Genomic DNA, 12,068 nt, shown 5'->3' on the forward strand with positions numbered 1-12,068 from the left:
CACCGGAATTACCCCCGCCGCCGCCACCGCAACAGGCCCCGCCGCCACCGCAACAGCCGCCGCCTCCCGATATTGCGCCCCAGCCAGGAGACGCGTCCGGTGGTGGGGGAGGAATTGGTCCCGGCGGCTCCGGAGGTGGCCCCGGCGGCGCCGGCGGTGGTAGCGGCACTGGCGGTAGCGGGCCCGGGGAGCCTTCGCCTGAGCCTGCGATGCCTCCGGGCTTTGTCGGGCTTGCACCCTGACGCTAGTAGGCGGACTCGGCGGCCAGGATTTCAGCGAGATATGCGTCCTCGGGCGGGTGTTCCAACCGCGTGCGCACCCAACTGCGGACCCGGTCGCGGGTTTGCCGGGATTCGGACAGATCGGCCCCGACGACCACCGAGGTTGCCGGCCAATCGTGGTTCCAGGCCGCCGATTCGGTAATCGGCCGCTGCTGCGCATCGACCATTGGCACGGTGGCGCGGCCATCGGCTTCCAGGGTGCCGGCACCACCGACCTCACCCGAGCGGACCTGTACGGTGATGCCGGTCGGCGGCTGCGGTCCGATCACGTCCGCGCGCACCACGGCGAATACGGCCAGCCCCGCCGTTTCGACGCTCCAGGCAACGGTGTCCTCGGCGGCATCGAAGATTCCCGGGGGAACCGCACCCCAGTTGATCGAGGCGACCCCGCGGGCAATCGCGGCGCCACCACGCGGACTCCGGTCGACGCCGGCGGCCAGCGAGTAGTCGTCCTGACGCCCGGTGGCCAAGGTGCTCACAGCGCCCGAAACATCAAGTGCAGCAGTAAGTTCGGTCCATCCGTCGCCGTCGACACCGATCTCGTCGGCCAACTCGGCACCGGCGTGCACCAACTGCCGGATACGCGGATCGTCGGCGCGGGCGTGCGTGGTGAGGGCGACGGCGTGCGGCGCGAGCAATCCGGCCACGTCCGAGTCCAGGGTGTCGTCGGTGAAGAAGCCCTGCGCGGCTCCGGTCAGCAACGCGATCTCGACGTCGAGCAGCGCGTGGTCAAGTGCGGCGATACCGTCGCGCTGACTGGCCGGCCACCAGCGCCGCAGCCAATGGCCCACCGCCAGTCTGCGCAACGGGGCAAGAGATCCGGGAACCAGGTCGACTCCGGTGACGTCGATGCCGTCGGGTTCGCCTTCGGCGGCCTGCACGGCTGAAACCAGGGTGACGTGACCGGCCTCACCGACCACTCGCCACAGCCAGTCCGCCCGGGAGACATCGGTGAAGGCGATCTCGGTGGCCTCGGTCGGATCGTCGATAGTCCACGACAGCACCGCGCCGCTGACTTCCAACACTGCGGTCAGCGGCGAGACTGCGGCTGTACCGCCGGTGATCCACAGGCCGGACTCGGTGACCAACCTCATCCCGCCACCTGCAATTCCAGCATCGACTTAATCCGTTGCCGATGGTCCAGGCTCACCGACCGGGCCACGCCCTCGAGCAGCGAACGCACGTCGTCGACGTCGTCGCAGGGCTCCTGCCAGACGTCGCGCCCGTGCAGCCGGGCCCACAGCCGGCTGAGGTAGGGCTGCGCGTAGGCGGCGAGGTCGTCGACCACTTGGCGTTGCCGCGGATGGATCGGGCCACCTTCGGCGAGATAACGCCGAGCGTGCAGGACGTAGGCCTCCTTGCGCAGCCGCGCCTGGATCTGTGCGGCCAGGGCGTAGCGGCTGTCCACCGAGCGGTCCAAGGGTGCCAGCTCGACCGCGACCTCGATGCCGGCCACCAGCGTTGCTTGCTTGTCTTCAGCCAACAACCCCCAGGGCGCGCTGGCCCGGTCGACCTCTTCGGCGCACAACAGCGGGATGTCGGGCAGCGCGTCGCGGTCCAAAGCGCGCCGCAGCGTGGCACGTACCCGGTCCACCACGCTGCGATCCAGGGGGCGGTCGCTGTCGGAGCCGCCGCTGATCTTCGGTTTCTTTTGTGGCTCAACCGAACTCAGGCCAAGCTTGACGATCGACCAGGGCAGCTCTGCCGCTTCGACACGCGCGAGTGCGCCCAGGTTGTAGGGCGTGGCGTCGGCGATCGCGGCCGACCAGACCCGCTGGCGCGCGGTCGCGGCACTATGGCTGGTCGCCGACCCGAGCACGGTCGTCAGCTCGGCCAGAAATGGTTCGATGGCCGTGTCGTCGGCCCGCACGTCGCGCCAGCTGCGGTCAAGCTGATCGGTGAGGCCGGCGACGGCCCGGGGATCTGCGACGTATTCGTTGAGCACCTCGATCGCGGTGCGGTCCCGGCCCTGGTGAATATCCAGGAGCACAGCCGCCGGTGTGTGGCGATCCTGCGGCGTGGGTGCGCCTTTCGTCACCGCGAGCTCGAAGCACACTGGGAAGTACAGTTCCTGAGCGTTGCCGCTGCGGATCCGCTGCCGGCGGCGCTCGAGTTTGAGAATTTCGAACCACGCTGCCGCGGAACGCAATTGGGGGCCGCTGGCCACGATGAGGTCATGCATCGCCGCGGCCGTCTCGGCGGGCACGACAGGATTCGAGTACTGGGGATTGGACCGCAATCGCAGCACCAGCGGATCGATGATGCGTTTGACGGTCCGGCTCAGCGGGCCGCCGTCGTCGCTGCTGAGCACCTCAACGCCGGGACCGACTGCGCGCCACGCCTGGTCGATGACCGCCCGGCGGGCATGCCCTACCGCGACGACCACCTGCTGACCCGCGTTCATGTGCACAGGATAGGTGCAACGGCGAAAATAGTGACAGCCGAAAAGTTGGGTTCGGTAGCCGGCCGGTTCCTCGAAGCTGGTCGCATGAACAACTCGAAGCTGCTGGCAATGTTCCACCGGCTGTGGATCGCACTGAACTGGGTGGTCCGGCGCAACGTCGCCGGCGACGGCCCTACCGTCGGCGTGGGCACCGTGGTGGACGCCGACCGGGCGGCCGGCGAGCGCGAGATCTGGATCGAGGTGGCCAGCGTGGACGGCGACACCTTCATCGGCAAACTGGTGCACGATGACGGCGATCCGAACGTCTCGATGCTGCGACCTGGCCTGGTGGTGCTGGTCGCATTCGACCCCACTGCCCGCGAACAGCTTTCGCTGCCCGACGACGTACTGGCCGTCCGCGCGAAGAACTTGATCCTGGCGTGATTATTACCGTGATCACCGTGCCCCATCGACGGCGAAGGTGACCAGGGCGCCCCAATACAGCGGGCTGGCGGTACGGGCCCCGTCCCGCCAGCGCCGCATTTGTTCGCGTTGCCAGCGATTCACCGCGCAACCGGCCTCGACTGCCTCGTGCGCTTCGTCGACGGCGACGACCACTTCAGCCATGGGATCGTTCAAATCGGTTCCGCCCGAGGCGAACTGCCGATACGCCGCTGTGGTGGGCAACGACCACAAGGTAGCGGTCACCAGCTGCGCGCCGCCCAAGATCATCGCCGCCACCAGGCCGGTGGCCTCATCGAATTGGTAGTCGCCACCGGATGCGCAGGCCAGCAACGCTACCCGCGGCGGCATCGGCAACCGCAGGGACATCAGATCCGAAGCGGTGAGCGGACGGTGGTCGCCGATGGGGTCCGCGTCGCCGGGAATCTGCGCGGTACAAGCCAGGTGTAGCGCGGCCCGATCGGCCTGGGCGAGATCGCCGTCGGCCGAACTCGCGTGACCGACATATACCAGCCGGCTCGGGTGCGCAGCCAGCTGCTCGGCCAGCCAACGGCGGTCGGCGTCCTGGCGGCGGAACAACTCGACCGCACTCTCGACCCCCGGCAGCACCGCGTGGCGCTGCATCGCCGCGGCGAAGTGTCGCGCCAGCGGCGTCTGGTCCGACGGTCTGCCGAGCACCGACCCGAGTGGGGAATCCGGGCGCTGGCCGGGTACTCGAGGATCCAGAACCAGTACGGCCGGAGCGTCTGGCCTGGTGTCCCAAGCGACGGCCGCTCGCGGCCCGTGCACGATGTTCTGTGGCACCGCCATCAGCACGTCGACCAGCTCCATCAGCCGATGGCCGTCGGTGTGTTCGTTGATATCGGTCAGCTGCCAAGGGATTCGGGCAGCGACCCGGCCGCTGGCGGTGATGGCTTCCTGGCGGGCCCGCACCAACTCTTCCTTGCTGGGCCCGGATTTCGGCACCGCCAGCAGTCCCCACGGGACACGCGCCAGCCGGGCACTGGGGGAGACGAACAGCACCGGTCGCGGCGACGCCACGCATTCGTTCAGCAGCTGCCAGCCCGCTTGCCCGATGAGCAGCACACCCAGGATGTAGGCGAGCGTCAGTTCGGTGTCCGGTGCTGCGAAGGGGCCGGTGGCCAATGCGCGCTCGATGGCGTCTCGTCTGGTCTCGCTGCCGTGTGGTTCGGGCAGTGCATCTGTCAATTCGTGGATGGCCGCCAACAGAATTGGCTCTTCCACCACCCAGTTGACTGTCCTTTCCGGCTGCCCGACAATGCGCAAACTGGCGTACGTGGCGATGCCGACGTCGGCGTATCGCAGCACCAGAGTCGGCCGGCTCATGGCCAGGTCGACCAGGCCGGTTCGGCGGCGGTGACGTCACGGCCGTAGCGCTGCAACGCCAGCGCGCGATAGTGGCTCATGATCGGCGGGGTATCCGGCTGCATCTGCAATGGCGGCAGCGGGCCGAGCCGGGTCAGCGACCCGCCGCCCCGGCTCGGCGGCCCGGCGGCGGCAAGCGCGTCTTCGGCGTCGACGAGCACGGGTGTGGCGGTGGAGGCCCACTCGCCCAGCTTGTAGCGTTCCGGTTCGGCGCTGAAAGTCCCTCGAGCGCTGTGGTATTCGACGAGCTCGCTGATCAGTTGGGTGTTCTCCCACTCCCAGGCAACGGCGAAGGCGCTGGCTAGGATGGGCGCCGAAACGCGCGCCGCCCAGCGCGCTCGGGCGTCGGCATCTGCGATGGAGTACCGCACCGAGTCGACGGCCAGCGCGGCCGGCACCTTGAGTTCGGCGGCCTGTTCGAGCTTGGTCATCGCGCGCCAGTACTGCGGCGTGCCGACTTCTCCGTGCAGGATGCCGAGCGACTCCGCTTGACGCGCTTCGGTTTCCTGCAGTGTTTCGTCCGGATCTCCCGAGCCGTCGAAGCCCAAGTCCGCCAGAGCGTCTGCGCGCCATACGGTACCGAGGTGATTGTCGAGTTGGGCGTACTGCAGCCAGCTACTGCGCGGCGAGGAATCCAGCAATTCCCGGGCCTGGGCGATAAGCTCGACCGCTTCGGCGAATCGGCCCCAGAAGATCGCTATCCAACTGCGCTGCAACAGAATGCGATGCAGATACAGCGGCTTGCCCAATTCGCGCCAGTGCTTTTCGGCCTGTTCCCAGCACTGGTCGGCGGCCTCGAGCGCGCCACTTCCCAGCCGGGTGAGGCCGAGATACAGCCAGCAGCGGGAGACATCATGAGCTCTGGCGTATTTCGCTATGACCGGGTAGGCCTCCGATGCCAGCCGCTCGGTCTCCGCGTGGTCGGCTGCCGACCAGCACGCCGCAGCCCGTTCCAATTGCGTTTGGGCGGTGGCCAATTCCCAGCCGTTGGCCTGTGCTCGGGCGCCGGCCCGGCGCAGCCAGGGTTCGGCTTCGGACAGTCGCCCTGTCTCGACGCAGAATCTGCCATACGCGGTGGCGCCGATAACCCGGAGGTAGTCCGTGCAGGCAGGGCCCTCGATTGCTTCGATCACCTTCTCCCACAAGGGAAGCGAACGCACGTGCAAGTCGTCGTCGCAAAGTGCGCTCGCGCAGAGTATCTGGGCGTGGGTGATCAGCTGTGTGCGTTCGCCGGCCAGGTCGCGAAATTGCCCGTCGTCGGGTGCGGCCAGCGATGCCAGTGCCATCGCGGCGCCTTCGTGATCGCCGTGGGCGGCGGCCAGTCCGGTTTGCAGAAACTGGGCGTGCCGCGCATATCGGCAGACCAGGTGCCTGATTTCGGACTGGGACATGGTGACCTGGCTGGCCGCCGCTGGCTCGGTGCCCGCCAGAATTCCCGAGTAGATGGCGACACAGTCGTGGATGCGCTGGACGCATTCTTGGGCGCCGTCAGTGGCGCCGCGAGCGAGGTAGATCTCGCCCAGCTGGGCAAACACTTCCAGCAAAAAGTCGTCGCGATCGGCCTCTTCGATCTGCGGTATCAAGGACAGCAGCAGATCCCGGGCTTGGTCCTCGTTGCCGCTGTGCGCCAGCGTCCGGGTACGTTCCAATTCGCCGGGAATCGACACGGCTGCATCATAAGTCCGCCGGGCGGTTGGTTTAGTCCGAAGCGGCGGACATGCTGTGCATGCCCGCCGTCCGGAATACCCCTCGATCAACCGCACGTCACCTTGATGTTGAAGTCCTTGGTGATCATTCCGGCCATCGGGTTCTTCAGGTCGGCGCCTTGCGCCTGGCCGGTGATGGTGTAGGTCTTGCCATCCACTGACACCTTGGCCGAGCCGACCTTCGAGCCCATGTTGTCGGCCACCGAGAGGGCGTTGCCGTCGACAACGAGGGCCAGCGATTGGACCGCTGGCGGATTCGCGTCGGTCATCACCACCGCCAGCGCCTGCTGCTGGCCGCCGGTGGACCCGCTGCCGATGTTGATTTTTCCGCCCTGCTTGACGCAGGTAACCGACGCGGGGTTCAAGCCGGGCAGGTCAGTGCCGCCAACCTGGACCTGGGTGCCGCCACCGCCGGTGGCGACGCTGGCTGCCGGGCTGGCCGTGTGGCCGCCGCTGGCACAGCCGACCAGCGCCACTGCGCAGCCAACGGTTCCGATCGCAGCCGCGATAACACGTTTCACTGGAGTTCCTTCCGTTATGCGCCGCCCCATTGGCGTCGTCATGCAGCAAGTACAAGCGCGCCGGATCGCTACCGATCCCAACAACGGCGGGCAGACTTGTCCCCGTGATCGAAATTCAGACCGTGCAATCGGTGACCGTGTTGACCCTTTCCGCGGGGCGGGTGAATGCGCTCGACGTCGAGCTGCTGGGGGAGTTGACCGACGCCATCCGCCAGCAAGCCTGGTCGGGCGGTGGCCCGCTGGTGATCACCGGCGCCGGGCGGGTCTTCTGCGCCGGAGTCGACCTGAACCGGGTGCTCGAGGGCGAGGCGGCCTACACCGACCGGCTGGTCCCGGCCCTTTCGGATGCTTTCGACGTGGTGTTCAACTACCCGGGCCCGACGGTGGCTGCGATCAACGGCGCCGCGATCGCCGGCGGGTGTGTGCTGGCGTGTGCCTGCGACCGCCGCCTGATCAGCCCCGACGCGCAGATCGGGGCGTCGGAGGTGCGGGTCGGTGTGCCGTTTCCGGTCGCCGCCCTCGAGGTGATGCGCTACGCATGCGCAGACCACGCTGAAGAAGTGCTGCTCGGCGGCCGCAACTATCGCGGCCAAGACGCCGTCGGCACAGGTCTGGCGCACACCGTGGTCGCCGAAGGGCTCATTGAGGCGGCCGTCGCGGAGGCCTCTGACCTGGGCGAGATCCCGGCCGACGCATACCGCCACACCAAGGCCCAGCTACGTGGGCCTACCGCGACGCGGATCCGGGAATCCGGCGACATTGACGCGCAGGTGCGTCAGTTGTGGGGCGCCGAGCAGACGCGGCGGCTAATCGCTGATTACCTAGAGCGGTTGCGGCGCCGCTGAGTCACTCCTCGACGGCTACTCCGCCGCGGGTCCGCCGGCGGCGATGCGAGGTCTTGCCGGTCGGCCGACGGTTGCGCAACGCGGGTCGGGGTTCCGGCGCGGCCTTCGTTTCCGGGGATTCTTTGGTTTCCGGAGTTTCTTTGATTTCCGGAGTTTCTTTGGTTTCCGGGGCCGCCGCTTCTTCGGTTGCCGATTCGGGTCCGGGCTCTTCGGGTGCTTCTTCGGCCGCCGCGGCTTCTTCCGTGGACTCTTCGGCGACCTCGACTTCGGCGGCGGCCTCGGCCTTGTCTTCCGCCTCTTCTTCGGCGTCTTCGGCTTCGGTCTCGGCTTCGGCTTCGGCTTCGGTCTCGTCTTCGACTTCGTCTGCGGCGGCGTCCTTACGCTTCTTCCCGCGCACCCGCCGCTTCTTGGGTTCCTTCGGCTTGATCGGTTTCGGTGGCGGCGGCGGGAGTTCGGCGACGAACGACAGGTAGAACGCGAACATGGCCAGCACCGCGATCGCGGCGGCAGCGCCGTAGACGGCGAACAGCCACCGACCGGCCGTATCCAGGTTGAGCCAGATCTCACTGATCGCCGTGCCCACGATGAGCACCCCGGCCAGCACGTGGGCGACGATCGACCAGATTCGTATCGTCAGCGCCAGCTGCGGCACACCGAGTTCTGGCTTGCGGGTACGCAACAGGGTGAACACCACCGGCAGCGCGGTCAGGCCGATCAGCACGCCCGTCACGATCCGAAGCGCTGTCCCCAGGCTGTGCGACGTGTCGCCCACCAGCTCTGGCCAGCGCGGCAACACGAAATAGAAGAACAGGAAGCCGGCGCCAATCGACAAAAACACGTGCAACGGCACGGCGACCTTGCGCCCCATACCCCTCCTCATGCTGGTGAGATCAAGCCAGCCTAAGGCCACCAGAACCCACAACGTGGTTGCACGCACCTCGACACGAGGGGTGAACCGTTCTGCGGAGGATGCGGGATTTGAACCCGCGAGGGCTGTTAACCCAACCCGCGTTCCAGGCGAGCGCCATAGGCCACTAGGCGAATCCTCCGCCGCCATGGTAGCCGCTGAGCCGTGCAACGTGTCCTGTGGCCGCCGTATTACACTCGCGGTGGACCCCGCGCGGCGTTTATCCTGTGAACTCCCCCAGGGCCGGAAGGCAGCAAGGGTCAATGGGCTCTGTCGGGTGCGCGGGGTCCCCTCAATCGGGGACGACGGCAGAGCCAGTACTTATGCCTAGCACCGAAAGGCCGCGTGGTGTCGTTCGATTCCCTCAGCCCTGATGAGTTGACCGCTCTGCACGCCCGTCATCAGCAGGATTATGCGGAGCTACAGGCCAAGAAGCTGGCCTTGGATCTGACCCGCGGCAAACCCGCTGCCGAGCAGCTGGATCTGTCCAATCAGTTGTTGAGCCTGCCGGGCGAGGACTTCCGCGATCCGGAGCGGACCGACACCCGCAACTACGGCGGCCTGCACGGCCTGCCCGGGCTGCGCGCCATTTTCGGGGAGCTGCTCGGCATCCCGGTGCAGAACCTGATCGCGGGAAACAACTCCAGCCTCGAGCTGATGCACGACCTGGTCGCCTTCTCGATGCTGTACGGCGGCGTGGACTCGGCGCGGCCGTGGCGGCAGGAGCCTGCCGTCAAGTTCCTGTGTCCAGTCCCCGGCTACGACCGGCACTTCGCCATCACCGAGACGATGGGCATCGAGATGATTCCCGTCCCGATGCTCGACGACGGGCCCGACGTCGATCTGATCGAAGAGCTGGTGGCCGCCGACCCGGCGATCAAGGGCATGTGGGCGGTCCCGGTGTTCGGCAACCCCACCGGCGTGACGTACTCCTGGGAGACGGTTCGCCGGCTCGTCCAGATGCGGACCGCGGCTTCTGACTTCCGGCTGTTCTGGGACAACGCGTACGCGGTGCACACGCTGACGCATGATTTCGTCCGCCAGGTGGATGTACTCGGGCTGGCTGCCAAGGCCGGTAACCCCAACCGGCCCTACGTCTTCGCGTCGACGTCGAAGATCACCTTCGCCGGTGCCGGCGTCAGCTTCCTGGGCGGATCGCTGGGCAACATCGCGTGGTACCTGCAGTACGCCGGGAAGAAGACGATCGGCCCGGACAAGGTCAACCAGCTGCGTCACCTACGTTTCTTCGGCGACGCCGACGGGGTGCGCCTGCACATGCTGCGCCACCAGCAGATATTGGCGCCGAAGTTCGCGCTGACGCTCGAGATTCTCGACAATCGGCTGACCGACTCCAAGATCGCCTCCTGGACCGACCCCAAGGGCGGCTACTTCGTCAGCCTCGACGTGTTGCCCGGCACGGCACGCCGGACCGTCGCACTCGCCAAGGACGCGGGCATCGCCGTCACCGAGGCGGGCGCGTCGTTCCCGTATCGCAAGGACCCGGACGACAAGAACATCCGGATCGCGCCGACGTTCCCCTCGCTACCGGATTTGCGCGACGCGGTCGATGGCCTGGCGACGTGTGCGCTGCTGGCGGCGAGCGAGTCGTTGCTCAACGCGCAAGCATCTCCAGCGTCGAGTGTGCGCTGACGGCTTCGAGTGGGCGTCCCGGGTGGGGGATCCGCCAAAGCTGCGCCCTACGTTCACAGTCGAAGCCGCCGATGCACACTCGATGCCCGCCCCGGGCCTAAGTCAGACGTCGCCGGTAGCCTGCTGACGTGGCTCTGTACCGCAAGTATCGACCGGCAACCTTCGCCGAAGTGGTGGGGCAGGAGCATGTCACCGAGCCGCTGTCCATTGCGTTGGAAGCCGGCCGGATCAACCATGCGTACCTGTTCTCCGGGCCGCGCGGCTGCGGAAAGACGTCGTCGGCGCGCATTCTCGCGCGATCGCTGAACTGCGCGCAGGGCCCGACTGCCGCGCCGTGTGGCACCTGCGATTCCTGCCAGGCGCTGGCGCCCAATGCGCCCGGCAGCATCGACGTCGTCGAGCTCGACGCCGCCAGCCACGGCGGTGTGGACGACACTCGTGAGCTGCGCGACCGCGCGTTCTACGCTCCCGCGCAGTCGCGGTACCGGGTGTTCATCGTCGACGAGGCACACATGGTCACCACGGCGGGTTTCAATGCGCTGCTCAAGATCGTGGAGGAGCCACCCGAGCACCTCATCTTCATTTTCGCCACCACCGAACCAGAGAAGGTGCTGCCGACGATTCGGTCGCGCACCCATCACTACCCGTTTCGGCTGTTGCCGCCGCGCACCATGCGGGCGTTGATCGGACGGATCTGTGAACAGGAAGGCGTCGTCGTCGACGACGCGGTGTACCCGCTGGTGATCCGGGCCGGCGGCGGTTCACCTCGTGACACGCTGTCTGTGCTGGACCAGCTGGTGGCCGGGGCCGAAGGTTCCCATGTGACCTATCCGCGCGCGCTGGGATTGCTGGGTGCCACCGACGTCGCGCTGATCGACGACGCGGTCGACGCGCTGGGTGCCGGTGATGCGGCCGCGTTGTTCGGTGCCGTCGAATCGGTGATCGACGCCGGGCATGACCCGCGCCGCTTCGCCACCGATCTGCTGGAGCGGTTCCGCGATTTGATTGTGCTGCAGGCCGTACCCGATGCGGTGTCCCGGGGTGTGGTGGACGCGCCGGAGGACGTGCTGGACCGGATGCGCGATCAGGCGGCGCGGCTGGGCCCGGCGACCCTGACCCGATACGCCGAGGTCGTGCAGGCCGGGTTGGGCGAGATGCGGGGGGCGACGGCGCCCCGGCTGCTGCTCGAGGTGGTTTGCGCGCGCTTGCTGCTCCCCTCGGCCAGCGACGCGGAGTCCGCGCTTTTGCAACGGGTGGAACGCATCGAGACGCGGCTGGCCATGTCGGTGCCCGCCGAGCAGGCCGCACCTACCGCTGCCCCCACGCCGCCACCGCAGCGCCGCAGGCCCGCCCCAGAAGCCAAGACCGAGCCGAAACCCCAGCCTGCGCCGGAGCCGTCGCCACCGCCGCCGGCGCCCGAGCCAGTCCCCGAGGCGGCACCCGGTGAGCTCAACGCGGCTGCGGTGCGGACCATGTGGCCGACCGTGCGCGACAAAGTGCGCCAGCGCAGCCGCACCACCGAGGTGATGCTGGCGGGTGCGACCGTGCGCGCGCTGGAGGGCAACACGCTGGTGCTGAGCCATGATTCGCCGCCACTGGCCAGGCGGCTGTCCGAACAGCGCAATGCCGATGTAATCGCTGAGGCCCTCAAAGACGCATTGGGCGTCAGTTGGCGGGTGCGCTGCGATACCGGGCCATCGGAGCCCGCGCCGAGTGCGCCCGTCGCCAAGGTGGAAGAGCCTGCCCCGGAAGCGGTTTCCGCTCAGCTGGACGAAGAGGAAAGCATGCTGGCCGAGGCGGGCCGCACCGACCCGTCGGTGCCCCGCCGCGACCCCGAAGAGGTTGCGCTCGAGCTACTGCAGAGCGAACTGGGCGCCCGGCGTATCGACGGCTAAAACTAGGCCGGCGACGTCGAGCGCCGGGATGG

At 67.7% G+C, this 12,068-nt stretch carries 11 protein-coding genes, 1 tRNA gene and 1 other RNA gene; 6 read left to right on the forward strand and 7 right to left on the reverse strand.

Annotated elements, in window-relative coordinates; all coding sequences use genetic code 11:
* Window positions 1-242: hypothetical protein (locus AWC27_RS31510; protein WP_211281615.1), on the forward strand; the 242-nt coding region annotated here is incomplete at its 5' end.
* 2 nt (window positions 243-244) lie between these two features.
* Here AWC27_RS31510 and AWC27_RS12065 read toward each other — a convergent pair.
* Both AWC27_RS12065 and AWC27_RS12070 read right to left on the reverse strand, forming a co-directional pair.
* Complete coding sequence (locus AWC27_RS12065; protein ID WP_085670699.1) at window positions 245-1,375, reverse strand: hypothetical protein; 1,131 nt, start codon at window positions 1,373-1,375, stop codon at window positions 245-247.
* Entirely contained in the window at window positions 1,372-2,685 is a 1,314-nt protein-coding gene (locus AWC27_RS12070; protein WP_085670700.1) for a hypothetical protein, read from the reverse strand. Before AWC27_RS12070 ends, AWC27_RS12065 begins: the two co-directional genes overlap by 4 nt.
* A gap of 45 nt (window positions 2,686-2,730) precedes the next feature.
* On the opposite strand from AWC27_RS12070, the gene AWC27_RS12075 reads away from it, so the two are divergent.
* Complete coding sequence (locus tag AWC27_RS12075) at window positions 2,731-3,108, forward strand: hypothetical protein (protein ID WP_372516874.1); 378 nt, start codon at window positions 2,731-2,733, stop codon at window positions 3,106-3,108.
* A gap of 12 nt (window positions 3,109-3,120) precedes the next feature.
* Here AWC27_RS12075 and AWC27_RS12080 read toward each other — a convergent pair whose 3' ends face one another.
* From AWC27_RS12080 to AWC27_RS12090, 3 genes are all read right to left on the reverse strand, one after another.
* Window positions 3,121-4,473, reverse strand: coding sequence for a CHAT domain-containing protein (locus AWC27_RS12080; protein WP_085670702.1), 1,353 nt, complete (start codon window positions 4,471-4,473; stop codon window positions 3,121-3,123).
* Window positions 4,470-6,179, reverse strand: coding sequence for a tetratricopeptide repeat protein (locus tag AWC27_RS12085; protein ID WP_085670703.1), 1,710 nt, complete (start codon window positions 6,177-6,179; stop codon window positions 4,470-4,472). The genes AWC27_RS12080 and AWC27_RS12085 overlap by 4 nt, the downstream gene beginning before the upstream one ends.
* An 86-nt stretch (window positions 6,180-6,265) precedes the next feature.
* A complete protein-coding gene (locus AWC27_RS12090; RefSeq protein ID WP_169726766.1) occupies window positions 6,266-6,739 on the reverse strand; it encodes a lipoprotein LpqH in 474 nt (157 codons plus the stop codon).
* A 104-nt stretch (window positions 6,740-6,843) separates the two neighbouring features.
* Here AWC27_RS12090 and AWC27_RS12095 point away from each other — a divergent pair, with 104 nt between their 5' ends.
* Window positions 6,844-7,584, forward strand: a complete 741-nt coding sequence (locus AWC27_RS12095) for an enoyl-CoA hydratase/isomerase family protein (RefSeq protein WP_169726767.1) — start codon at window positions 6,844-6,846, stop codon at window positions 7,582-7,584.
* A gap of 1 nt (window position 7,585) precedes the next feature.
* Here AWC27_RS12095 and lucA read toward each other — a convergent pair whose 3' ends face one another.
* A complete protein-coding gene (gene lucA / locus AWC27_RS12100) occupies window positions 7,586-8,452 on the reverse strand; it encodes a lipid uptake coordinator LucA (RefSeq protein ID WP_085670705.1) in 867 nt (288 codons plus the stop codon).
* A gap of 95 nt (window positions 8,453-8,547) precedes the next feature.
* Window positions 8,548-8,633 (reverse strand) — tRNA-Ser (locus AWC27_RS12105).
* Between the two features lie 59 nt (window positions 8,634-8,692).
* On the opposite strand from AWC27_RS12105, the gene ffs reads away from it, so the two are divergent.
* From ffs to AWC27_RS12120, 3 genes are all read left to right on the forward strand, one after another.
* Window positions 8,693-8,787, forward strand: an RNA gene (gene ffs, locus AWC27_RS12110) — signal recognition particle sRNA small type.
* A 52-nt stretch (window positions 8,788-8,839) separates the two neighbouring features.
* Window positions 8,840-10,141: an aspartate aminotransferase type Ic gene (locus AWC27_RS12115; RefSeq protein WP_139836945.1), complete on the forward strand. Its 1,302-nt coding sequence runs from the start codon at window positions 8,840-8,842 to the stop codon at window positions 10,139-10,141.
* A 128-nt stretch (window positions 10,142-10,269) separates the two neighbouring features.
* On the forward strand, window positions 10,270-12,036 hold the full coding sequence (locus AWC27_RS12120) for a DNA polymerase III subunits gamma/tau (RefSeq protein ID WP_085670707.1): 1,767 nt from the start codon (window positions 10,270-10,272) through the stop codon (window positions 12,034-12,036).
* Window positions 12,037-12,068: the final 32 nt, after the last annotated feature.

The organism is Mycobacterium szulgai, from assembly GCF_002116635.1.
Lineage (GTDB): Bacteria > Actinomycetota > Actinomycetes > Mycobacteriales > Mycobacteriaceae > Mycobacterium > Mycobacterium szulgai.